Annotated in this window: 20 protein-coding genes and 1 pseudogene; 19 read left to right on the top strand and 2 right to left on the bottom strand. The window is 37.8% G+C overall.

The window, feature by feature from the left end; translation table 11 throughout:
- Window positions 1–89 precede the first annotated feature (89 nt).
- The 4 genes from RK01_RS07560 (at window position 90) to RK01_RS07545 (ending at window position 5263) form a co-directional block, all read left to right on the top strand.
- On the top strand, window positions 90–1823 hold the full coding sequence (locus tag RK01_RS07560) for an ABC transporter ATP-binding protein (RefSeq protein ID WP_016172705.1): 1734 nt from the start codon (window positions 90–92) through the stop codon (window positions 1821–1823).
- The gene (locus RK01_RS07555) at window positions 1820–3583 is read left to right on the top strand and encodes an ABC transporter ATP-binding protein (RefSeq protein WP_016172704.1); all 1764 of its coding nucleotides are present in this window, start codon (window positions 1820–1822) and stop codon (window positions 3581–3583) included. The genes RK01_RS07560 and RK01_RS07555 overlap by 4 nt, the downstream gene beginning before the upstream one ends.
- Before the next feature lie 104 nt (window positions 3584–3687).
- Entirely contained in the window at window positions 3688–4176 is a 489-nt protein-coding gene (locus RK01_RS07550; protein ID WP_016172703.1) for a gamma carbonic anhydrase family protein, read from the top strand.
- 151 nt (window positions 4177–4327) lie between these two features.
- Window positions 4328–5263, top strand: a complete 936-nt coding sequence (locus RK01_RS07545; protein ID WP_016172702.1) for an NADP-dependent oxidoreductase — start codon at window positions 4328–4330, stop codon at window positions 5261–5263.
- Window positions 5264–5304: 41 nt separating this feature from the next.
- On the opposite strand, the gene clpP is transcribed toward RK01_RS07545, so the two are convergent.
- Window positions 5305–5886: an ATP-dependent Clp endopeptidase proteolytic subunit ClpP gene (gene clpP, locus RK01_RS07540; protein ID WP_016172701.1), complete on the bottom strand. Its 582-nt coding sequence runs from the start codon at window positions 5884–5886 to the stop codon at window positions 5305–5307.
- Between the two features lie 270 nt (window positions 5887–6156).
- On the opposite strand from clpP, the gene RK01_RS07535 reads away from it, so the two are divergent.
- The 15 genes and pseudogenes from RK01_RS07535 (at window position 6157) to RK01_RS07470 (ending at window position 22585) form a co-directional block, all read left to right on the top strand.
- Window positions 6157–6669 (top strand): hypothetical protein, encoded by a 513-nt coding sequence (locus tag RK01_RS07535; protein ID WP_195517167.1) that lies wholly within the window; start codon window positions 6157–6159, stop codon window positions 6667–6669.
- A gap of 269 nt (window positions 6670–6938) precedes the next feature.
- Window positions 6939–7679, top strand: a complete 741-nt coding sequence (locus RK01_RS07530; RefSeq protein WP_016172699.1) for a glycerophosphodiester phosphodiesterase family protein — start codon at window positions 6939–6941, stop codon at window positions 7677–7679.
- An 8-nt stretch (window positions 7680–7687) separates the two neighbouring features.
- A complete protein-coding gene (gene miaA / locus RK01_RS07525) occupies window positions 7688–8611 on the top strand; it encodes a tRNA (adenosine(37)-N6)-dimethylallyltransferase MiaA (protein WP_016172698.1) in 924 nt (307 codons plus the stop codon).
- A 1-nt stretch (window position 8612) separates the two neighbouring features.
- Window positions 8613–9857: a GTPase HflX gene (gene hflX / locus RK01_RS07520; protein ID WP_016172697.1), complete on the top strand. Its 1245-nt coding sequence runs from the start codon at window positions 8613–8615 to the stop codon at window positions 9855–9857.
- On the top strand, window positions 9841–11103 hold the full coding sequence (locus tag RK01_RS07515; RefSeq protein WP_016172696.1) for a methionine gamma-lyase family protein: 1263 nt from the start codon (window positions 9841–9843) through the stop codon (window positions 11101–11103). The genes hflX and RK01_RS07515 overlap by 17 nt, the downstream gene beginning before the upstream one ends.
- 168 nt (window positions 11104–11271) lie before the next feature.
- Entirely contained in the window at window positions 11272–11649 is a 378-nt protein-coding gene (locus tag RK01_RS07510) for a MerR family transcriptional regulator (RefSeq protein ID WP_016172695.1), read from the top strand.
- Window positions 11650–11691: 42 nt separating this feature from the next.
- Window positions 11692–13032, top strand: a complete 1341-nt coding sequence (gene glnA / locus RK01_RS07505; RefSeq protein WP_016172694.1) for a type I glutamate--ammonia ligase — start codon at window positions 11692–11694, stop codon at window positions 13030–13032.
- A 165-nt stretch (window positions 13033–13197) separates the two neighbouring features.
- Window positions 13198–14940 (top strand): sensor histidine kinase, encoded by a 1743-nt coding sequence (locus RK01_RS07500; protein ID WP_016172693.1) that lies wholly within the window; start codon window positions 13198–13200, stop codon window positions 14938–14940.
- Window positions 14940–15665: a LytR/AlgR family response regulator transcription factor gene (locus RK01_RS07495; RefSeq protein ID WP_016172692.1), complete on the top strand. Its 726-nt coding sequence runs from the start codon at window positions 14940–14942 to the stop codon at window positions 15663–15665. The genes RK01_RS07500 and RK01_RS07495 overlap by 1 nt, the downstream gene beginning before the upstream one ends.
- A gap of 143 nt (window positions 15666–15808) precedes the next feature.
- Window positions 15809–16228, top strand: a complete 420-nt coding sequence (gene lrgA, locus RK01_RS07490; RefSeq protein WP_016172691.1) for an antiholin-like murein hydrolase modulator LrgA — start codon at window positions 15809–15811, stop codon at window positions 16226–16228.
- A gap of 1 nt (window position 16229) precedes the next feature.
- Window positions 16230–16916 carry an antiholin-like protein LrgB gene (gene lrgB / locus RK01_RS07485; RefSeq protein WP_016172690.1) on the top strand — a complete coding sequence of 229 codons (687 nt, stop codon included), beginning with the start codon at window positions 16230–16232 and terminating at the stop codon, window positions 16914–16916.
- A 20-nt stretch (window positions 16917–16936) separates the two neighbouring features.
- The gene (gene pflB / locus RK01_RS07480) at window positions 16937–19186 is read left to right on the top strand and encodes a formate C-acetyltransferase (RefSeq protein ID WP_016172689.1); all 2250 of its coding nucleotides are present in this window, start codon (window positions 16937–16939) and stop codon (window positions 19184–19186) included.
- Window positions 19186–19368 (top strand): annotated as a pseudogene (pflA, locus tag RK01_RS13525) (pyruvate formate lyase 1-activating protein); the annotation flags it as partial. The gene pflB and the pseudogene pflA, both read left to right, overlap by 1 nt.
- Window positions 19369–19700: 332 nt before the next feature.
- Window positions 19701–21302: a CTP synthase gene (locus RK01_RS07475; protein WP_016172688.1), complete on the top strand. Its 1602-nt coding sequence runs from the start codon at window positions 19701–19703 to the stop codon at window positions 21300–21302.
- Between the two features lie 413 nt (window positions 21303–21715).
- On the top strand, window positions 21716–22585 hold the full coding sequence (locus RK01_RS07470; protein ID WP_016172687.1) for a class II fructose-bisphosphate aldolase: 870 nt from the start codon (window positions 21716–21718) through the stop codon (window positions 22583–22585).
- Between the two features lie 139 nt (window positions 22586–22724).
- On the opposite strand, the gene RK01_RS07465 is transcribed toward RK01_RS07470, so the two are convergent.
- Window positions 22725–23558 carry a MerR family DNA-binding transcriptional regulator gene (locus tag RK01_RS07465; RefSeq protein ID WP_016172686.1) on the bottom strand — a complete coding sequence of 278 codons (834 nt, stop codon included), beginning with the start codon at window positions 23556–23558 and terminating at the stop codon, window positions 22725–22727.
- Window positions 23559–23629 lie beyond the last annotated feature (71 nt).

Here is a 23629-nt window from a genome sequence, read left to right as displayed (position 1 = left end):
AGGTGCCATTTTTCTTTTGAAAACAGTTCCGGCAATTTTACGCGTTCACAGGCGCTGCCTGTCTTTATTTTAATAAAGGAGGAAAAAATATGAAATTGATGTGGCATTACACAATGCGCTACAAAAAACTTTTACTTTTTGATTTCATCTGTGTCTTTGGGTTTATCATTATCGAACTGGGTTTACCAACGATTTTGGCACGGATGATTGATTCGGCAATTCCCGCAAAAAGTTTTAGTCAAATCCAGCAATTAGGGTTATTAATGGTCATTATTACGATTTTAGGGGTAGCGATGAATATTTTGCTGGGGTATTTTACCACCCGTATTACCACCAATATTACAGCTGATATTCGCGATGATTTATTTGCCAAGACACAAGGCTACTCTCACTATGAGTATGAGCAGATTGGGGTTTCGTCTTTAATTACACGGGTAACCAATGATGCCTATCAAATTATGTTGTTTATGCAAAATATCTTGCGAACTGGTTTTATGACGCCGATGATGTTTATCGTCAGTTTATATATGATATTTCGAACCAGTCCTTCTTTGAGTTGGTATGTTTTGGCTGCTTTGCCTATTTTATTGTTGGCAGTTATTGCGATTGCGAAGTTTTCAGATCCATTATCAACCAAACAGCAAAATAATTTGGACAAAATCAATGCGATTTTACGAGAAAATTTATCGGGATTACGCGTTATTCGAGCTTTTGTTAATGAAAAATTTGAAGAAAAGCGTTTTGAAAAGGTGAATAAAGCTTATGCTTCCAGTTCAAAAAGCTTATTCCGCTTAATGGCAGTGGCGCAACCCGGGTTTTTCTTTCTTTTTAATATTGTCATGGTTCTAATTATTTGGAATGGGACGATTAAAATTGATCAAGGAAGTTTACAAATTGGGGATTTGATTGCCTTTATCGAATATATTTTCCATGCCTTATTTTCTTTTATGCTCTTTGCCTCTGTCTTTATGATGTATCCCAGAGCGGCCGTATCGGCCAGACGAATTCAAGAAGCGTTGGATGCAACTTCTGAAATTGTGGAAAAAGCAGATGGCGTAACTAAAACAGCCACTCATGGCTATGTGGAATTCAAAGATGTAACCTTTGCTTATCCGGGACACTCAGAAAGTCCGATTATTCGCAATGTCAGTTTTACTGCACAACCTGGTGAAACAGTGGCTTTTATCGGTAGTACTGGTTCTGGTAAGTCAACATTGATTCAATTGATCCCACGTTTTTATGATGTCAGCGAAGGGGAAGTCTTAATTGATGGAGTTAACGTCAAGGACTATCGTTTAAAGAGTTTACGTGAAAAAATTGGCTATATTCCGCAAAAAGCTTTGCTTTTTACGGGCACTATTGCGGAAAACTTGCGTTACGGTAAAGAAGATGCAACCCAAGCAGAAATGCAGCGAGCGGTGGATATCGCTCAAGCTGCGGATTTTATTAGCCAAACGCCAGAAGGATTTGATGCTCTTTTATCAGAAGGCGGCACGAATTTTTCTGGTGGCCAAAAGCAACGCTTAGCGATTGCCCGCGCGATTATTCGTAATCCTGAAATCTATATTTTTGATGACAGTTTTTCCGCTTTAGATTATCAAACCGATGCCAAATTACGGGCACGCTTGAAAAAAGAAACGACTGAATCAACAGTTTTAATTGTCGCACAGCGGGTCGGAACCATTATGCATGCTGACAAAATTATTGTATTAGATGAAGGTAATGTAGTTGGCATGGGAACTCACCAAGAACTTCTGAAAAATTGCAGTATTTATTATGATATTGCAGCTTCTCAGTTATCAGAGGAGGAATTAGCCCAATGAAATCATTCTCTTCTTTAAAACGTTTAGCACGCTATTTGAACCCATATAAGGTTACAGTCTTTCTCGTTTTATTTTTTGTTGTTTTAACCGTGGCATTAAATGCTGCGATGCCTTATGTGGCAGGATTACCTACAACCGAAGTGGCTAAAAATATTGCCAACGGAGAAAAAATTAATTTTGACTATGTCTTAAAGTGTTTAGTTTGGATTACTGCGGTTGGTGTCGGGTATTGTGTGGCACAATTGTGTTCTGGCCTTTTAATTACGAATGTCGTACAAAGTGCAATGTATGATTTGCGCCAAGATATTGATGAAAAAATCAATCGTCTGCCTGTTTCTTATTTTGATAAAAATCAACAGGGAAATATTTTATCCCGGGTAACCAATGATGTGGATGCCGTGAGTGGTGCAATGCAACAAGCTTTAATTGGAATTGTAAATGCGGTATTAGGAATTATCATGGCACTGGCAATGATGTTTTATATTAATATTTATATGGCGTTATTATCTATCATTATGATTCCGGCTTCTTTCCTCATTTCCCGAGGAATTGTGAAAATCTCGCAAAAATATTTTCAAGGAATGCAAAATGCATTAGGAGAATTAAATGGTTACGTTCAAGAAAATATGACAGGCTTTAGTGTCTTAAAAGTATATGGGCGGGAAGCGCAAACAGTAGAAGGTTTTAAAAATGTTAACCACAAATTGAAACATTATGGTTTTCGCGCCACTTTTATCTCTGGTTTAATGATGCCTTTGGTATCTTTAACAGCCTATATTACGTATATCGTAATGGCAGTTCTTGGAAGTTACTATGTGATTGGCGGCGTCATTGTAGTGGGTCAATTACAAGCGTTCATTCAATATATTTGGCAAATTAGTCAGCCTTTAGGAAATATTACTCAACTTTCTTCCGTCTTACAAAGTGCCTCGGCAGCCTCGAGACGGGTCTTTGAAATCTTAGATGAAGCAGAAGAAGTTTTAAATGAAACTGATATAGCACTGCCAACAGTTGTTTCTGGAGACGTTGATTTCGAACAGGTTTCTTTTAGCTATACACCAGACAAACCATTAATTAAAGATTTGAACTTTAGTGTCAAAGCAGGTCAAACGGTAGCAATTGTGGGGCCAACTGGCGCTGGTAAAACCACTTTAATTAACTTGTTGATGCGATTTTACGATGTGAATGCTGGGGCGATTAAAATCGACGGTATTGATACAAAAAAAATGAAACGTAGTGAGGTCCGATCGGTTTTTGGCATGGTATTGCAAGATGCCTGGTTATATGAAGGCACCATTGGTGAAAATATCCGCTTTGGCAAGTTAGATGCGACAGACTATGAAGTGGTAGATGCTGCCAAAACGGCAAATGTCGATCATTTTATCCGAACGATGCCAGATGGTTATGAAATGATGATTAATGCTGAAGGTAATAACGTTTCTTTAGGACAAAAGCAATTGTTAACGATTGCCCGCGCAGTTATTTCAGATCCTAAAATTTTGATTTTGGATGAAGCAACTAGCTCAGTCGATACCCGCTTGGAAGCATTAATTCAAAAAGCAATGGACAAAGTGATGGAAGGACGCACAAGTTTTGTCATTGCTCACCGACTATCGACCATTCGTGAAGCGGATTTGATCTTGGTGATGAATCAAGGATCCATTATTGAAAAAGGAACTCATGAAAGCTTACTGGCTGAAGGTGGCTTTTACAGTAAACTTTATCAAAGTCAATTTGCCGAAGAGGGCGATTACGATTAAACGATGCAGGAGCGCTAAAGCAGCGCTCCTTTTTTTTAGCTCTTCTTGGTGTGTTATAATGACGATAATAAAAGAGGAATTTTAAGAAAAGATGAGGCTTAAAGATGGAAAATTTTATCGCTAAAAATGCTGTTGTATTAGGGAATGTGACTTTAGGAAAAGAGGCTACGATCTGGTTTAACAGCGTTATTCGCGGCGACAGTAATTTTGTGAAAATTGGCGCCCGCACGAATATTCAAGATGGAACGATTATTCATGTCGACCATGATGCCCCAACGGAAATTGCTAATGATGTAACAGTGGGACACCAATGTATGTTACATGGTTGCAAAGTGGAACAAGGTGCATTAATTGGAATGAGTTCCATTATTTTAAATCATGCAGTAATTGGGGAAAATAGTTTCATTGGTGCAGGTTCCCTTGTGACCCAAGGAACAATTATTCCGCCTAATGTCTTAGCATTTGGACGTCCTGCACAAGTTATTCGCAAATTAACACCAGCAGAAATTGCTAAAAACAAAGCCAATATTCAGCATTATTGTCAATTAGGAAAAGAATTTATGGCAGGCAAGTATTCCGAAATAAAAAATTGAAATAGAGAATGAAAAAAAGACAGCTTGTTAAAAAGGTAGTTGCTCTAAATATATGAGGCTCACTTGTGAAAGGTTAAAAAGCGCAAATCTTTGCGCTTTTTTTGTTTCCTCGCTACACTTTATATACGAAAAGAAATAAGGAGGGATTTTGATGGAGCGCTTTGCAATAACAGGTTATGGAGAGCCGCAGGATGTATTTGAAACTATTACAGCCAATCCAAGAGAACTTACAGCTGGTCATATTCGCGTGGCAGTAAAAGCTTTTGCGATTAATCCGTATGATGTTTCATTACGCAGTGGGGCACAGCAAGAAAATCGCAGTTTGACATTTCCTTATGTACTGGGAAATGATGCAGCCGGTATTGTGACAGAAGTTTTTGCAGACGAAACTGATTTTTCTGTTGGAGATCGGGTAGTAATTCATCCGATTAGCGGGACATATGGGGAAGAAGTTGTGTTGCCAAATAAAAAAGCAGCTAAAATTCCAGATCAAATGAGTTTTGCTGAAGCAGCAGGAATGGTAACAACGGGTATTACAGCCTATAATTTATTGTTTCAATTATTAAAAATCGATTCAAAAAAAACAGTAATGGTGTTAGGTGCATCTGGTGGAGTTGGTTCTTTATTAGTACAATTGTTGCATCAAAATGGTAATTTTATCTTGGCAAGTGCCAGAAAAGAGAATGCAGAAAAAGTGCGGGCTTTTGGTGCTGATGAATTTGTCCCTTATGATACTGAAAATCCGGGGGATGTATTTTTTGAACAAGCTGATGTCGTGATTGATGCTACAAAAGGCAGTAAAAGTAGTGAGACAGGATTAGCCATTTTAAAACCTGGTGGTACTTATGTGGCGTTAAATGACTTACCTTCTGAAGATAAAAGAAAAGAAGGAGTCTATTTGGGTTTTGCACCTCAAAAAGATTATTTGGATCATGTGGCTTTTGATTATTTATTGCAAACATATGCTGCGGGTAATTTAGTTATTAATATCGCAGAAATATTACCTTTTCAATTAAGTAGTGTGATTGAAGCCCATGAAAAAATTGCTGGACATCCGACAGCAGGAAAAATTGTCATTGCAAAATAAAAAAGAATTGGGATTACTTCCCAATTCTTTTTTTGTGTTAATTATTTTGTGACCATGATTTCATCGATTAAGCCATAAGCTTTTGCTTCTTCAGCAGTCATGAAATTATCACGATCAGTATCTTTTTCAATAACTTCTAGTGGTTGACCCGTACGTTCAGCCAAAATATGATTTAAGCGATCACGAGTTTGTAAAATGTGACGGGCAGCAATTTCAATTTCAGTTGCTTGTCCTTGGGCACCACCTAATGGTTGGTGAATCATGATTTCAGCATTTGGCAATGCAAAACGTTTGCCTTTCGCACCAGCTGTTAATAAGAATGAACCCATTGAAGCTGCCATTCCCATTACAATTGTTTGCACATCTGCTTTAACAAAGTTCATTGTATCGTAAATTGCCATCCCGGCAGTTACGCTGCCACCTGGTGAATTGATGTATACGTAGATATCTTTTTCAGAATCTTGTGCATCCAAGAATAGTAATTGGGCGATGATTGAGTTTGCTAAGTCATCTGTAACTTGGCCGCTTAGCATAATAATGCGATCTTTTAATAAACGTGAGTAGATGTCATACGCTCTTTCGCCGCGGGATGATTGTTCAATGACTGTTGGAATTAAATTCATAATGTAAAGTCCTCCTTTAATCAAATCGACGTGATATATTATACGTCTCAAGTTTAGCACATTTAAGCGATAACCTCTAAAAAGAAGTATAACGAATAGGTCAAAATAGGTCAAATGAAAAACACTGTGGAATTAAAAAAAATGAAGAGAAAATCAAAGACAAAATAAGACGGAAAATTACAGTTGCAAAAGCGATTAAAAAATGCGAATTGTCGACAATTTATGCTAAAATAAAAGACAGGCAGATTGATAAGCAGGAGGAAAAATATGATAGCAGTAGCAGTAGCTGGTTTTTTGGGTGTTATTGTCGGCGCTTTGATTGTCACGATTGCATTTAATTTACGCATTCGTTACGATGAAAAAAAAGAACAAAAGCGCCGCGCTTTAGAACTTAAAGTTAAAGAAATTGAAACGTTAAATCTGTTAAATAAAAAAATCAATGAAATTTTGCAAAAGCGTAGCGTCTTGATGGAAGAGTATGTCAGCTTTGACGCTTTTGATGATTGTTATATTACGATTGACGATTATGCGTACCTGCAATCTTTTTCAGCACAAAATAATTTTTATTTACCGAACTATATTTTAGAAGAATTTTTCAAAAAGATTGCGCAACGTAAAGTCATTTTATCCCCCGATGAAACGATAAAAGTAGGAGGATACGCCTATAAAGGCGGACGGGTCATTATGGAACATTTTTCCGATGATTTAACACAACTGATTAATGAAAGAAAAGCTGAGTTAAAACGCTTATCAGACAATACGCTAACTTATTTTAGCGCTTAATGAAATTTCAGAGGATGAGAAAATGTACTTGTTGACATTTTCTCATCTTTTTTGTTTTAAAGAGTGAACTTTGTCCGATTTTTTCTTCAGAGCGTTTAAGCTGCTTAGTATCTATACACAGAATTTTTTTAACCAATTAATCAAAAAACAGATTGTTAAAGGCATTTCTCTGGGATTTTGGATTTAGAAATTCTAGTTTGCAAAGTTAATAAAATAGCTTAGAAGTGGTACAATTAGTAGTGAGTAAAAAATGATAAGGAGGCGACGTGATGACACAAATTGTAGCCCATCGCGGTGCCAGTGGTACACGGCCGGAAAATACCCTGCCTTCTTTTGCCGAAGCAGTTCGCGTAGATAGTGATGTGATTGAATTGGATGTCCATTTATCAAAAGATGGGCATTTGATTGTAATGCACGATGAAGATGTCGAACGTACGACCAATGGTAAAGGGTTAATTCGGGAAAAAACACTAGCGGAAATAAAAAAATTAAATGCGGGTAGTTGGTTTTCTTCCGCGTATCAAAATACTAAAGTTCCAACTTTAAAAGAAGTATTAGACTTATTAGTTATGCGCAATTTCCGTGGGGTTTTGACGATTGAATTAAAAACCGACCATTATCATTATCCTGAAATTGAAATGAAAACTGCCACCTTAATGACTAGTCGCGCGTGGCCTTTTACGCATTGGTATTGCAGTTTTAATATTAAATCATTAGATATTATCCATAAATTGGAACCACAAACACAATTGGACTTGATTTTAAGTACCAGTAATAAAAAAGTGATTGAAGCGCTGGATCGTTCTTATATTGAAGGAATCCACCCTAAAATGGATTGGGTGTTAAAAAATGAAGCCAGCTTGGCCGATTTACCTTTAGCAATTCGTCCATGGACGATTGATGAAGAAGCGTTAGTGAAAAAATGTGTGGCGTTAAATACCACTGGAATTATTACAAATTTCCCGGAAAAAGCACAACAATATATTCGTAATGCAAAACGGAGTAAATGAGGAAGCGTATGAAAGTATTAGTGATCGCAGGACCTACAGGAGTCGGGAAAACCGCGTTGAGTATTCAATTGGCTCAAAAATTTGACGGTGAAATTATCAGTGGTGATTCTTTGCAAGTCTATCGTCAATTGGATATCGGCACAGCCAAAGTCACGAAAGAAGAAGCGCAAGCTGTCCCACATTATTTAATTGATATTCGTAATTTTAGTGAAAACTATTCTGCTGCTGATTTTCAAAAAGAAGCACGGGATAAAATCGTGGATATTACTGCCAGAGGAAAGCTGCCAATTGTGGTAGGCGGGACGGGATTATATATTCAGGCGCTTCTTTACGATTACAAATTAGGAGCCCCAGAAAGTTTTGGTCAAGAAGGAGAAAATTTACGCCAAAAGTACACTGAATACGCGGCTCAATATGGTAAAGAAGCATTGTGGCAAGTTTTGGCCCAAAAAGATCCACTAGCGAGTGAAAAAATTCATTTTAATAATGAGCGTAAAGTGATTCGAGCACTAGAGGTCTTTGACTTGACTGGACATAGTATCGCCCAACCAAAAGAAAAACCGCAAAAAATTTACGATGATTTTTTAATCGCTTTGACGACAGAACGGGAAGTGCTATATGAAAGGATTAACCAGCGGGTAGAGCAGATGTTTGCCACAGGACTCCTAGAAGAAGCCACTCTGTTACAAAATTATGAGGACGTTCAAGCGGCAAAAGGAATCGGTTATCGTGAATTTTTTCCTTATTTCAAAGGTCAAATAAGCCTTGAAGAAGTAAAAGAAAACATCAAACTTGATTCAAGACGTTATGCAAAACGCCAATTAACTTGGTTTCGCAATCGAATGACGGTGAGGACTTGGGTGGATTTGATTACACAACCAGAAGAAATTGAAAACTTACAGCAAAAAATACAGTTATGGCTGGAGGAATAGTATGGAACAGGAGAAAGTTATTTTAGTTGGGGTAGAAACCGAAGAAACTTGGAAGAACTTTGGAGAATCCATGCAAGAGTTAAAAGGATTGACGAAGACAGCTAAAGGGGAAGTTTGTTTTTCTTTGGTTCAAAAACGTCCTCAAGTGGATCGTCAAACGATTATAGGTAAAGGAAAACTAACGGAATTAAAAAATCTAGTTGAAAGCTATGAAGCCGATCTCGTAATTTTTAATCATGAGCTGACGCCGCGGCAAAGTCAAACAATTGCCGATTTTATTGTAGTACCGGTTATTGATCGCGTCCAACTTATTTTAGACATTTTTGCCTTGCGCGCCCGATCAAAAGAAGGGAAGCTACAAGTTGAATTAGCCCAACTAGAATATTTATTACCTCGTCTAGTAGGCCAAGGAAAATATTTATCTCGTTTAGGTGGAGGAATTGGTACCAGAGGCCCAGGTGAAACAAAACTAGAAACGGATCGCCGCCATATTCGTAACAAGATTACAGCCATAAAACGGGAATTAAAAGAGGTGGCTGCTCACCGTGAACGGACGCGCCAAAGAAGAAAAAATAATCGTTTCCAAATTGGCTTGATTGGTTATACCAATGCAGGGAAGTCGACGATTATGAATGTCTTAACCGAAGCAAAAACCTATGAACAAGATGAGCTTTTTGCAACATTAGATCCCTTAACCAAACGTTGGAAGTTACCAGAAGGATTTGAAGTAACGTTGACAGATACAGTAGGTTTTATTCAAGATTTGCCTACGCAGTTGATTGATGCATTTCATTCTACTTTAGAAGAAAGCCGTGATATGGATCTATTGTTGCATGTGGTCGATGCCAGTTCGCCAGACCGCAGTCAACAAGAACAAACAGTATTGGATTTAATCAAGGACTTGGACTTTGATAAAACACCGATTTTAACGGTTTATAATAAAGCGGATAAAATTGATACTGCTCATTTTGTGCCCACACTTTTTCCCAATGTTTTAATTTCTGCTAAAAGCAGTCGTAGTAAAGAAGAATTAACGACTGCAGTTCGGTTACAATTAATGGAGAATTTGGAACCTTATACTGTTTATTTAGCACAAAATGAAGGGAAATTGCTGGCACAGCTAAAAAGCGAAACTCTACTTGTTCATGAAGAGTTTTTACCGGCTTCAGAAAATTATTTGGTGAAAGGTTTTTCCCTGCCAGAAACTGCAATTATAAGGAGAATGGAAGATGAATTGGACAGATGAATTTGATTCAACGCTGGTGGCAGCAATTGAAAGAGTGGATCAAAAAATTGCTCCGCGCTTAGAAGAGTTGCGTCAAATTGCTTTAAATAATCAAAATAAAGTTTTACGGGCTTTTGCAAATCAGCATATTTCTGAAACGCATTTTTTACCTTCAACAGGATATGGTAATGATGATATGGGGCGAGACGCATTAGAGGCAGTTTATGCGGAAACGTTTGGAACCGAGGCTGCCCTTGTGCGTCCTCAAATTGTTTCGGGAACTCATGCAATTGCTACTGCGTTATTTGGCGTATTGCGACCAGGAGATGAGTTGCTTTATATTACTGGGACGCCTTATGATACATTACTGGAAGTTATCGGTTTAGCAGGTAATGGCATTGGCTCTATGAAAGAATACAATATTGCCTATGAGCAAGCCGATTTAACCGCTATTGGTGAAGTAGACTTTGATTCGGTTAAAAATAAAATCAGTGAAAAAACAAAAGTGGTGGCAATCCAGCGTTCTCGCGGCTATGCTAGTCGGCCTTCATTTACGATTGCCAAAATTAAGGAAATGTGTGATTTTGTTAAAACAGTAGCGCCGGATGTGACGATTTTTGTCGATAATTGTTATGGTGAATTTGCTGAATTAATGGAACCCACGCAAGTAGGTGCAGATTTAATGGCAGGTTCATTGATCAAAAATCCTGGTGGTGGAATTGCCAAAACAGGCGGTTATCTTGTGGGAAAGAAAGATTTAATTGAAAAATGTGCTTATCGTCTTACAACTCCTGGTGTCGGAGCAGAGGGCGGAGCGATGTTGGGAAATGTTTATGATATGTTACAAGGCTTTTTCTTAGCACCGCATGTTGTAAGTCAAGCAATCCAGGGTGCAGTGTTTACTTCTGCTTTATTAGCCGAGTATAACATCGACTCCACACCTAAATGGAATGATCCGAGAACCGATTTAATCCAGTTAGTTGAACTGGAAGAAAAAGAAGCAATGATTACATTTGCACAAGCAATTCAACGTTTTTCACCTGTAGATGCGTTTGTTGCGCCGGTACCGGCTTATATGCCAGGGTATGAAGATGATATTATTATGGCGGCTGGGACTTTTGTTCAAGGGGCAAGTATTGAATTAAGTGCCGATGGCCCATTACGGGAACCGTTTTCATTGTATGTACAAGGTGGTCTAACCTATGAGCATGTAAAAATTGCGGTAGCAAATGCTGTTAATGCTGTTTTTTATTCAGATAAAAAATAATTTTAGTTTTTTTATAATTCTTTGAACCTTGTCAATTCAAGGTTCTTTTTATTTGTCAGAAAATTTTTTATTATTTATGTTATAAAACCTAACATATGCCCTTGACTTTCAAAAATGAGATTGGTATAGTTATGCCAAGTTAAAAACCAACCGGAAAGGAGTAGTTTCATGCGAGAAAAAGAGTTGCGCCGATCCATGTCAGTTTTTCCTATTGGAACAGTGATGAAATTAACAGATCTCACTGCGCGGCAAATTCGTTATTACGAAGAACAAGATTTGATTCATCCTGAAAGAAGTGAAGGCAACCGCCGGATGTATTCTTTGAATGATATTGATATTTTGCTTGAAATCAAGGATTACTTGTCTGAAGGTTTAAATATGGCGGGAATTAAACATGCTTATGAGATGCAAAAACAGCAAGAAAAGATTGCCAAAAATAAAAAACCGTTAACTGACCAAGATGTACGCCAAATTTTTTATGATGAACTACTAAGCCAAGGTGGTTTAACTCAACAAAATCCATTTAAGCAAGGTCCGCGAATGTAGGCGTTGTTTGAAAATAAAAAAACTAATTAAGGGTGGGATTATATGCCGCGCGTAAACTACACAGCAACAGATATCAAACGTATTGTCGAAGAAGAAAATGTCCGTTTCTTACGTCTAATGTTCACAGACATCATGGGAACAATCAAAAATGTTGAAGTTCCAGTAAGCCAATTGGAAAAAGTTTTAGATAATAAAATGATGTTTGATGGTTCTTCTATTGAAGGTTTTGTCCGTATCGAAGAAAGTGACATGTATTTATACCCAGACTTATCTACTTGGATGATCTTCCCTTGGGAAAGTGAACATGGTAAAGTTGCGCGTTTAATCTGCGATATTTATAATCCTGATGGGACACCTTTTGCTGGTGATCCACGCGGTAATTTAAAGCGGGCGATGGACCACATGAAACAACTAGGTTTTACTTCATTTAACTTAGGACCAGAACCAGAATTCTTCTTATTTAAATTAGATGAAGATGGAGAAATTACGACCGAATTAAACGATGCTGGTGGCTATTTTGACTTTGCCCCTACCGATTTAGGTGAAAACTGCCGTCGTGATATCGTATTAGAATTAGAAAGCTTAGGCTTTGAAGTAGAAGCATCTCACCATGAAGTAGCTCCTGGACAACATGAAATCGACTTCAAATATGCGGATGTTGTTGACGCTTGTGACAATATCCAAACTTTTAAATTAGTTGTCAAAACCATTGCACGTAAACATGGATTACATGCAACCTTTATGCCAAAACCATTGTTTGGGATTAACGGTTCAGGCATGCACTGCAACATGTCTTTATTTAAAGGCAAAGAAAATGCTTTTTATGATGAAGCAGGAGAAATGGGCTTAAGCCAGACCGCTTATCATTTCTTAGGCGGATTGATTGAACATGCGCGAGCATATACAGCAGTCTGCAACCCAATCGTTAACTCTTATAAACGGCTTGTTCCAGGATATGAAGCACCTGTATATGTAGCGTGGTCTGGTCGCAACCGTTCACCATTGATTCGGGTACCGGAATCACGTGGATTGTCTACACGTTTGGAATTGCGTTCAGTCGATCCTTCTGCTAATCCCTATTTAGCAATGGCTGTTTTGCTAGAAGCTGGTCTGGATGGGATTCACCGGGAACTAACACCACCACCTGCTGTTGACCGTAATATTTATGTCATGAATGAAGCAGAAAGAGAAGAAGCACAAATTAAAGATTTGCCTTCAACATTACACAATGCCATTAAAGAATTGCGAAAAGATCAAGTAATGGTGGATGCGTTAGGCAACCACATTTGCCAAAATTTTGTGGAAGCAAAACGGTTGGAATGGGCTTCATTCCGCCAAACGGTTTCAGAATGGGAAAGAGAACAATATTTAGAGTTGTATTAAAAACAGGAAAACAAACCGCTTTGAGCTTTGGCTTGGAGCGGTTTGTTTTGTATTTATTCTGCAGTTGATTTTAGTTGGATATAGCTTTTTATCTCATTAAAAATTGACAATCAGACCTTTTGACCACTACTATTAGGAAAATGGATAGTAAAAGAGGGCGTACATATGTTGGATTTATTTATTTTAATGATGGAGCGGGTCGGCTTAATTATTTTACTGGCCTTTTTATTAGTTAATGTTTCATATTTCAAACGGGTGTTGGAAAACAGAGAGCAACTTTCTTCCAAAGTGATTTTGATTGTTGTTTTTGGTTTATTTGCGATCTTAACTAACTTTACCGGCATTGAAATTACCGGTAATAAAATTGTGCCTAGCAATTTTTTAACCCATATTTCTGAGAATACCTCCATTGCCAATGCCCGCACTTTGGTAATTAGTGTGGCGGGCCTCGTGGGTGGTCCTAGCGTTGGGACAACAGTTGGCGGCATTGCCGGCTTGCACCGCTTTTTTCAAGGAAGCGGTGAAGGGAGTTTTTACATTTTTTCTTCTTTATTGATAGGTCTTGTGTCGGGATTGATTCGTCTGCTTTTAATCAAAAAACAATGGCAAAATAAATCTTTTGTATATGCGTTAGTTGGCATCTTAATGGAGTCTGTTCAAATGATTTTTGTTGCGGTTTTTAGTGGTACTGAATTAGCCAAAATGATCGCGGGGCCGATGATTATGATTAACGGGATCGGAACGTTTATTTTTATGTCGATTATCAATATCACGCTAAAGCAAGAAGAACAAGCCAAAGCAGTCCAAACGCATGATGTATTAAACTTAGCAGCCCAAACGCTGCCTTATTTTCGCGCAGGTTTAAAACGCGAATCGAGTCAAGCAGCGGCAGAAATTATCCAACGCTATACTAAGCTGGCTGCTATTAGTATGACAGATAAGCATCAAATTTTAGCCCATGTGGGAGCAGGGAGCGATCATCATATTCCTGAACTTGAAGTGATTACTGAACTGTCTAAAAAAGTTTTGCAGTCAGGTGAGATGTTAATTGCCCACTCTAAAGAACAAATTGGTTGTAAAAATCCCAATTGTCCGTTAGCAGCAGCTATCGTTATTCCACTTTTTGCCCATGAAAAAGTGGTCGGAACACTAAAAATGTATTTTACTGATGAAAGTAAATTAACTTATGTAGAAGAAGAATTAGCTGAAGGCTTAGCAACTATTTTTTCTTCCCAAATAGAATTAGGGGAAGCAGAAGAAAGAAGTCAGCTGTTAAAAGATGCTGAAATTAAGTCTTTACAAGCACAAGTCAATCCTCACTTTTTCTTTAATGCCATTAACACCATTTCTGCTTTGATGCGGCGAGATACAGATCAAGCCCGTAGTTTACTACTGCAATTAAGCACATATTTCCGAGGAAATTTAACTGGTGCACGGCAGACAAAAATTTTATTAAGTCAAGAATTGCAACATTTAGCGGCTTACTTACAATTGGAGCAGGCACGATTTCCCAATCGGTATCAGATTGACGTGCAGACAAACGATGCATTAAACAATGCTTTAATCCCGCCTTATGCAGTCCAGATTTTGGTAGAAAATGCCATCAAACATGCGTTTGCCAATCGTAAAGAAAATAATTACGTCGAAGTTGCCATTCGCAGTGAAAAAAATGTTTTAATTTTACAAGTTGAAGATAATGGTGTTGGCATTAAAGCGGATTTGTTGTCACAATTAGGGAAACAAGCAGTTGTTTCAGAAAAAGGAACGGGGACTGCTTTAGAAAATTTAAGTAGACGTTTACACAGTTTATATGGTGAGACTGGTGAGTTAAAAGTAGAAACTAAAAAAAATGGTGGGGCTATTTTTACTATCTCGCTGCCATTAGAGCTTAAAGGAGGAAATGAATAATGCATGTTCTTTTAGTTGATGATGAACCTCTGGCAAGAGAAGAATTGAGTTATTTGGTCAGCCAACATCCTGCTGTCATAAGTGTGGCACAAGCAGAAGGTGTTTTAGAAGCAATGGGTAAAATGATGGAACAAAAACCTGATATTTTATTTTTGGATATTCATTTAACCGATGAAAGTGGCTTTGAGTTGGCGGAAAAATTGGTGCATCTCACGGAGCCTCCTTACTTAGTTTTTGCCACGGCTTATGATGATTATGCCCTGCAAGCTTTTCAAGTTAATGCCAACGATTACTTATTGAAGCCTTTTGAAGAAAAGCGAGTAATGGAGATTCTTAATAAGGCAGAAAAACAAAGGACACGCACGCAAAATACGAGCACCCAGACAACTGAACAATGGTCTGCTTTTCCTATTCATAGCGATGATCGGATTTTTTTGATTCATCCAGAAACCGTGCAAATGGTTTCTGTAGATGAGCGTAACGTTCGTATTTTTACTGATGATAAACATTATTCAACAACTGGAACACTAAGTGGAATTGAACAAAAACTTCCCCCAGCTCTTTTTATTAAAACGCATCGAAGTTTTATTATTAATGTGACAAAAGTAAAAGAAATTCAGCCTTGGTTTAATCATACTTTACAACTTACAATGGAAAATGGTGAAAAAGTACCAGTTAGTCGTTCTTATTTAAAAGTTTTTAAAGAGCGCTTAAATTTAGAATAGATATTTTGTCTGGCGCTTGCTGCAAGTCAAGCGTTTTTTTTTGCATTTCATGTTCTAGATCGCGCAACTTATGAAGAAAGCGGTAACAAAAACGTGGATTTTCGTATACTAAGCATGTAAACAAAACAAAGGAGCGAAAAAACATGGAAAAAAAAGTTTATTCATTCTTACAACAAGCCTTCGTCTTTGCCCTTATTATGTTAATTTCAAATGGCATTGCAAAAATATTACCAATTGCTATTTCGCCTTCACTAATTGGTATGTTGCTTTTATTTGGTGCTTTATGTACCGGTATTGTGAAACTTGAACAAATAGAAGATTTAGCAAACAATCTATCCAGTGTCATCACTTTTCTATTTGTTCCTTCAGGTATTTCATTAGTAAATTCCCTAGGCATTATGAAAAGCTCAGGTATTCAAATTCTGGCGGTTATCTTAATTGCTACTTTGGCGCTACTGGCTGCAACAGGGTGGGGCTCAAGTTTATTGTTAGGTGTTAAAGATCGCCATACCCAAGCAGGCGAAGAAAAATCACTTAATAAAGGTTTAAAGGAGGTTTCTTAATATGACACCTTATGTTGGTATTATTATCTCTCTAGTCGTTTTTGGAATTGGAACCTTTTTATTTAAGAAAAGTAAAGGCTTCTTCTTATTTACCCCATTATTTGTTGCGATGATTTTAGGTGTTTTAGTATTAAAAGTTACAGGTATCAGTTATGACGATTATAACGAAGGTGGCAAAATTATTATGTTCTTTCTAGAACCGGCAACGATTGCTTTTGCTATTCCTTTGTACAAAAAACGGGATATCTTAAAAAAGTATTTTATGGAAATTATGGTGGCAATCACGATTGGTTCTGTCGTTTCAGCGGCCTCAGTTGTTTTAGCAGGTTATATTATTAAAATGCATCCACAACTCATTGCATCGCTGCTTCCCCAAGCAGCAACAACAGCGATTGCAGTTCCAGTTGCAACTTCTGTGGGCGGGATTGCATCGATTGCAGCATTTTCAGTTATTTTTAATGGCGTTTTAGTTTATGCTTTAGGCGCAATTGCCTTAAAGTGGTTTAAGATTAAAAATCCTATTGCAAAAGGTTTGGCTTTGGGTGCTGCTGGGCACGCATTAGGGGTTGCTGTCAGCATGGAAATGGGAGAAACAGAAACAGCGATGGCCAGTATTTCGGTGGTCGTGGTCGGAATTACAACAGCGGTAGTGGTTCCAATTGTAGCAAGTGTAATGGGAATTATTTAAAAATAAAGGAGTATAGACAAATGCAAAAGACAGATTTACAGACAAATACGTGGAACGGATTTAAAGGCAAAGCTTGGCAAAATGAAGTGAACGTACGTGATTTTATCCAAGCCAACTACACACAATTTGACGGCACAGATGAATTTCTAGCTGGCCCAACAGAAGCAACGACAAAACTTTGGGATCAAGTAATGGAATTAAACCAACAAGAACGTGACAATGGTGGCGTTTTAGATATGGATACCAAAGTGGTTTCGACAATTACTTCTCATGGCCCTGGTTATTTAAACAAAGAATTAGAAACAGTTGTCGGTTTCCAAACTGAAAAACCTTTCAAACGCAGCTTACAACCATTCGGTGGAATCCGTATGTCCGAACAAGCCGCTGAAGCGTATGGCTATGAAATCGATTCTGAAATTTCACATATTTTCCGTGACTATCGTAAAACACATAATCAAGGCGTTTTTGATGCCTATACACCTGAAATGCGCGCAGCACGTCGCTCTGGCGTTATCACTGGTTTACCAGATGCTTATGGTCGTGGCCGTATCATTGGCGACTATCGTCGGGTAGCGTTATATGGGGTAGACTTCTTAATTAAAGAAAAACAAAAAGATTTATTCAACTGTGGCAATGGTACGATGTCTGATGACGTAATTCGCCAACGGGAAGAATTAAATGAACAATTACGGGCGTTAAACGAATTAAAAGAGCTTGGTACGATTTATGGCTTTGATATTTCACAACCGGCTACTAATGCCAAAGAAGCTTTCCAATGGTTATACCTTGGCTACTTAGCTGCGATTAAAGAACAAAATGGTGCGGCAATGTCTCTTGGTCGTACATCAACTTTCTTAGATATTTATGTTGAACGTGACTTACAAAATGGTGTTTTAACAGAAGAAGAAGCACAAGAAATTGTCGATCATTTTGTAATGAAATTGCGTTTGGTTAAATTTGCGCGGACACCTGATTACAACGCTCTATTTTCTGGCGACCCAACTTGGGTAACAGAATCTATCGGGGGTATCGGAGAAGATGGCCGTCATATGGTCACAAAAAATAGTTTCCGTTTCTTGCACACCTTATCAAACTTAGGGCCTGCGCCAGAACCAAACTTGACTGTTTTATGGTCGACACGTCTTCCACATAACTTCAAAACATTCTGTGCCAAGATGAGTATTCAAACTTCCGCAATTCAATATGAAAACGATGATGTAATGCGTCCACATTGGGGTGACGATTACGGAATCGCTTGTTGTGTTTCTGCGATGCGCATTGGGAAACAAATGCAATTCTTTGGCGCGCGTGCCAACTTGGCGAAAACATTGTTATACGCGATTAATGGTGGGGTTGATGAAAAATCAAAAGCACAAGTGGGACCAAAATATCAACCGATTACTTCTGAATATCTCGCTTACGACGAAGTTGTTGAAAAATACGATGCCATGATGGACTGGATCACAGAATTGTATCTGAATACATTAAACATTATCCATTACATGCACGATAAATATTCCTACGAACGTATTGAAATGGCATTACAAGATACCGATATCTTACGCACTATGGCCACTGGTATTGCAGGCTTCTCTGTAGCCGTTGACTCTTTATCTGCGATTAAATATGCCAAAGTTAAAACAGTTCGTGATGAAAATGGTATCGTAGAAGACTATATCATTGAAGGAGACTATCCAAAATATGGGAACAACGATGATCGCGTCGACGAAATCGCTGTGAACTTATTGAAGACCTTCATGACAAAAGTAAAACGTAACAAAACATATCGGGATGCTAAACATACCACTTCTATTTTGACGATTACTTCCAATGTTGTTTACGGGAAGAAAACGGGAAATACACCAGACGGGCGTCGCGCTGGTCAACCATTTGCGCCAGGAGCTAACCCAATGCACGGTCGCGATACTCACGGTGCGTTAGCAAGCTTGTCTTCTGTAGCGAAAATTCCTTATGACTACTCACTAGATGGTATTTCCAATACCTTCTCTATCGTGCCAAAGGCATTAGGTCGTGATGAAGCAACACAAGAAGAAAACTTAGCTACAATGTTAGACGGTTATGCGGCAAAAGGTGGTCACCACTTGAATATTAACGTCTTCAATCGGGATACCTTGTTAGATGCGCAAGCACATCCAGAAAAATACCCACAATTAACTATTCGGGTATCCGGTTATGCCGTGAACTTTATCAAGTTAACCAAAGAACAACAAGATGATGTCATTGCGCGGACAATGCACGAATCGATGTAATAAAAAAGGTAGAAATCTTACCTTATCATACGATGGGCAAGTACAAATGGCAGGAAATGGGCTTGAAATATCCTTTGGAAGGCATTGAACCACCAACTGAAACTCGCATAAAAAATGCAAAGGAACTTTTACACGTTGCAAACTATACCGGTTATCAAGAAAGAGAACCATTGCGCGTTTAAGTTTAAGAAAACGTTTTTAGCGTTATTTTGAGGAAGCAGATAAAAATTAGAAAATTCTCTCACATTTTTAGCTGAGGCATTGGAATATAGCAGAATAAGCTGGCGGTTTTACTGACGGGAAATGACGACTAAATTATTTCTTAAGATGAAAGCCTTTTATAAAAATGGGTTATTGACAAAAGATAGTAGAGATTGTAATATCCTACTTGGGCACCCTAATTACTTTAGGGTCAAAGTTCTGGAAAATATGCTCCCTATTCAATTTGGATAGGGAGCTTCTTTTATTTACAGAAGCTTTTCCTGTAAAAAAATATAGAAGGAGTTTTTAATTAATGACAAAATATATTTTTGTAACCGGCGGCGTTGTGTCGTCGATTGGTAAAGGTATTGTGGCCGCTTCGCTAGGACGTCTATTGAAAAATCGTGGTTTAAAGGTGACGATTCAAAAATTTGATCCTTACATCAATGTCGATCCTGGTACGATGAGTCCTTACCAACACGGAGAAGTTTTTGTAACAGATGATGGGGCCGAAACGGATTTGGATCTTGGTCACTACGAACGTTTTATTGACATTAACTTAAACAAATATTCCAATGTTACGACAGGTAAAATTTATTCTGAAGTTTTACGTAAAGAACGTAAAGGCGAGTACTTAGGCGCCACTGTCCAAGTTATTCCTCATATTACCAATGAAATTAAAGAAAAAATTATGCGTGCAGCGAAGCTTACTGATTCTGATGTAATTATTACAGAAGTCGGCGGAACTGTTGGTGATATTGAATCTTTACCATTTTTAGAAGCACTACGCCAAATGAAGGCTGATGTTGGTTCAGATAATGTCATGTACATTCATACGACACTAATTCCTTATTTAAAAGCTGCTGGTGAAATGAAAACTAAACCAACACAACATAGTGTAAAAGAATTACGTGGGTTAGGTATTCAACCCAATATTTTGGTAGTACGAACAGAACAACCTGTTTCCCAAAGTACTAAAAATAAATTGGCGCAATTTTGTGATGTAGCACCAGAAGCTGTTATTGAATCCCGTGATGTGGAAACATTATATTCGATTCCTTTAGCTTTACAAGCGCAAAAAATGGATCAAATTGTATGTGAACATTTAAAATTAGATGTACCAGAAGCAGATATGACTGAATGGCGTGCTTTAGAAGAAAAAGTCCTAAACTTGAAGAAAACAACGCGAATTGCTTTAGTCGGAAAATATGTGGAATTACCAGATGCTTATATCTCTGTTGTAGAAGCATTAAAACACGCTGGATTTGCTTTTGATTCTGATATTGCCATTGACTGGATCCAATCTGCAGATGTTAATAAAGAGAATGTTGCGGAAGTATTAAAAGATGCAGACGGCATTTTAGTTCCTGGTGGATTTGGGGACCGTGGTGTCGAAGGGAAAATTGAAGCGATTCGTTACGCTCGAGAAAATGATGTACCATTTTTGGGTATTTGTTTAGGTATGCAAATGGCCTGTGTTGAATTTGCCCGCAATGTTGTCGGCTTGAAAGATGCCAATTCAGCAGAAACAAATCCAGACACACCAAACAATATTATTGATTTAATGGCGGATCAAGAAAATATTGAAAATATGGGCGGAACCTTGCGTTTAGGTTTGTACCCATGTAAGTTGAAAAAAGGAACAAAAACTGCAGCTGCTTATGGAAATGAAGAAGTAGTGCAAGAACGTCATCGTCACCGTTATGAATTTAACAACAAGTATCGTGAAATGTTTGAAGCAGAAGGCTTAGTCTTCTCCGGAGTTTCACCAGACAATCGTTTAGTAGAAATTGTTGAATTACCAGATAAAAAATTCTTTGTCGGTTGTCAGTTCCATCCTGAATTAATTTCTCGTCCAACACGTCCGCAACAATTAATTAAAGCTTTTGTCGGAGCAGCGTTAGAAAATCAATAATCCGTTGTTCGTCACAACGTGTTAAATCAATAAACGGAATACCTGAAATATGTTGTGAAAAAAGCTGTTCTTTTAGCTAAAAAAGAGGAGTAGACACATAACTAATTTCAGGTATTTTTTTGCTTTTTTTTAAGATAGACGAAAAAATTAAAAAAAGTCTGTGAAATAATTTGCAGAGAAAAAGAATTAGCGTTGTTATCTTTTGAAAGGAAAAAGCAATGGCAAAGCGGAATGTAACAAAGTTTTTCAGAAAAACTATTGAAAACAGCCGCTATTTAAATTTGTGCAATCTTTTTATGAAAGAATTAATCTGCCATTTTAGTGGTAATAGCAGGAAATATTTGCTAAAATAGTAGCGGTGGTTAGGATATGCCTAACAAATAAAGTTTATTAAAACTTAGGAGGAATTTTTTATGCCAGTAGTATCAGCAGCAGAATTTCTAAAAGCAGCCCGTAAAGGTGGTTACGCTGTCGGCGGTTACAACACAAATAACTTAGAATGGACTCAAGCGATTTTGGAAGCAGCAGAAGCTAAAAAAGCCCCTGTTCTAATCCAAACTTCAATGGGTGCAGCAAAATACATGGGTGGTTACAAATTAGCTGTTAACATGATCAACGACTTAGTTGAATCAATGAATATTACAGTTCCAGTTGCAATCCACTTAGACCATGGTGACTACGAAGCAGCTTTAGCATGTATCGAAGCTGGCTACACTTCAGTTATGTTCGATGGTTCTCATTTACCATTTGAAGAAAACTTGAAATTAGCTAAAGACGTTGTTGCAAAAGCACACGCTAAAGGTATCTCAGTTGAATGTGAAGTTGGTTCAATTGGTGGGGAAGAAGACGGTATCATCGGTGCTGGCGAATTAGCTGACATTGAAGAATGTAAACAAATGGTTGCTACAGGTATCGACTACTTAGCATGTGGTATTGGTAACATCCACGGTGTTTACCCAGAAAACTGGCAAGGTCTTGCATTTGACCACTTACAAGAAATCGCAGATGCTGTTGGTCATGATGTACCATTGGTATTACACGGCGGTTCAGGTATTCCAAAAGAACAAATCCAAAAAGCTATCTCAATGGGTGTTTCTAAAGTTAACGTTAATACTGAATTCCAATTATCATTTGCTAAAGCAACTCGTGAATACATCGAAGCTGGCAAAGATCAAGAAGGTAAAGGCTTTGACCCTCGTAAATTATTAGCACCAGGTAAAGCTGCTATCGTTAAAGATGCTGAAGAACACATTGACTGGTTCGGTTCAGCAAACAAAGCTTAATTACATTAAACTTTTAAACTTCAGATCAATTTGGTCTGAAGTTTTTTCTTTTTAAATGACCAAAAACCTCGTTAGAATCAGCTGATTTTAACGAGGTTTTATTTTGGCAGTGAATATCGGTTTATTTGCTTGGATATGCTTAATTAGCTGGTTTAACGGGAATTAAGACTTCAAAAATCTGATCTTCAGGATTTTCTGAGGCCGCTTCATCTTGCCAAAGCAATTCCCAAATATCGCCATTTAAAACCAAATGATTATCTTTTAAGTAATTACGAAAGCGATTGTTAAAAATATTAATATAATGAATTTCATCTTTCATAAAACCAGAAACATAATAACCGGCTGGTCGTTGTATGATACGTTGTTTCTCGTAATGGGCTAAGCGTTCAGGTGGAATTTTAACTAAGGCACGATAAGGCGCAGCATGAAAATTTTCTTCATAAAACGCCGCACCGTCTACTAAAAAACCAATCGGATAGCCACTAAAAAGATCGCTGCTGTCAACAGAATTATAAAAACGCCCATAGACTTGCAGAGCATCAATGTCATCAAAGTTTTCGATAATATCTGAGATTACAAAATACTCAGCTTCTCTGTAGGTATATGTGATTGATTTTAAATCGAAATTTTCTAAGGTAGTGTAGCGTGTAATATAACTATCAAGGGAATTACGAATGCGTTTAAGTTTATTTATCTCTTCGTCGACTTTTTCTTTTTGGCGTTTGAAACCAGCTAAAACAGCAGTAACGTTTCTATTTTTCAAAAAAGTATCAATTTCATCAAGTGAAACGTCAAGATTTTTCAAAAGTAAGATAACGTCCAGTTCAAAATACTGTTCAATGCCGTAATAGCGATAGCCGTTTGCGCCAATTTTTGCAGGCTTGAAGAGATTTATTTGATCATAATAAATTAACGTTCGGCGGCTGATGCCGGCATAATTTGCCATTTCACTTACGGTTAAATATTTTTTCATCAAAAAGTTTCCTTTCCGTCTTGACTGTAACGTTACGTTACAGTTTATCCTACCATAGGAGAAGGAGGGAA

This window comes from Enterococcus dispar ATCC 51266 (assembly GCF_000406945.1).
GTDB lineage: Bacteria > Bacillota > Bacilli > Lactobacillales > Enterococcaceae > Enterococcus_C > Enterococcus_C dispar.
The sequence above is the reverse complement of the archived record's forward strand: the minus strand, read 5'-3'. Positions and strand labels throughout refer to the sequence as shown.

Excerpts from the sequence above, each read along its gene's own strand:
- RK01_RS07560 (WP_016172705.1), top strand. The coding sequence starts at position 90 with ATGAAATTGATGTGGCATTACACAATGCGCTACAAAAAACTTTTACTT.
- RK01_RS07555 (WP_016172704.1), top strand. The coding sequence starts at position 1,820 with ATGAAATCATTCTCTTCTTTAAAACGTTTAGCACGCTATTTGAACCCA.
- RK01_RS07550 (WP_016172703.1), top strand. The coding sequence starts at position 3,688 with ATGGAAAATTTTATCGCTAAAAATGCTGTTGTATTAGGGAATGTGACT.
- RK01_RS07545 (WP_016172702.1), top strand. The coding sequence starts at position 4,328 with ATGGAGCGCTTTGCAATAACAGGTTATGGAGAGCCGCAGGATGTATTT.
- clpP (WP_016172701.1), bottom strand. The coding sequence starts at position 5,886 with ATGAATTTAATTCCAACAGTCATTGAACAATCATCCCGCGGCGAAAGA.
- RK01_RS07530 (WP_016172699.1), top strand. The coding sequence starts at position 6,939 with ATGACACAAATTGTAGCCCATCGCGGTGCCAGTGGTACACGGCCGGAA.
- miaA (WP_016172698.1), top strand. The coding sequence starts at position 7,688 with ATGAAAGTATTAGTGATCGCAGGACCTACAGGAGTCGGGAAAACCGCG.
- hflX (WP_016172697.1), top strand. The coding sequence starts at position 8,613 with ATGGAACAGGAGAAAGTTATTTTAGTTGGGGTAGAAACCGAAGAAACT.
- RK01_RS07515 (WP_016172696.1), top strand. The coding sequence starts at position 9,841 with ATGAATTGGACAGATGAATTTGATTCAACGCTGGTGGCAGCAATTGAA.
- RK01_RS07510 (WP_016172695.1), top strand. The coding sequence starts at position 11,272 with ATGCGAGAAAAAGAGTTGCGCCGATCCATGTCAGTTTTTCCTATTGGA.
- glnA (WP_016172694.1), top strand. The coding sequence starts at position 11,692 with ATGCCGCGCGTAAACTACACAGCAACAGATATCAAACGTATTGTCGAA.
- RK01_RS07500 (WP_016172693.1), top strand. The coding sequence starts at position 13,198 with ATGTTGGATTTATTTATTTTAATGATGGAGCGGGTCGGCTTAATTATT.
- RK01_RS07495 (WP_016172692.1), top strand. The coding sequence starts at position 14,940 with ATGCATGTTCTTTTAGTTGATGATGAACCTCTGGCAAGAGAAGAATTG.
- lrgA (WP_016172691.1), top strand. The coding sequence starts at position 15,809 with ATGGAAAAAAAAGTTTATTCATTCTTACAACAAGCCTTCGTCTTTGCC.
- lrgB (WP_016172690.1), top strand. The coding sequence starts at position 16,230 with ATGACACCTTATGTTGGTATTATTATCTCTCTAGTCGTTTTTGGAATT.
- pflB (WP_016172689.1), top strand. The coding sequence starts at position 16,937 with ATGCAAAAGACAGATTTACAGACAAATACGTGGAACGGATTTAAAGGC.
- RK01_RS07475 (WP_016172688.1), top strand. The coding sequence starts at position 19,701 with ATGACAAAATATATTTTTGTAACCGGCGGCGTTGTGTCGTCGATTGGT.
- RK01_RS07470 (WP_016172687.1), top strand. The coding sequence starts at position 21,716 with ATGCCAGTAGTATCAGCAGCAGAATTTCTAAAAGCAGCCCGTAAAGGT.
- RK01_RS07465 (WP_016172686.1), bottom strand. The coding sequence starts at position 23,558 with ATGAAAAAATATTTAACCGTAAGTGAAATGGCAAATTATGCCGGCATC.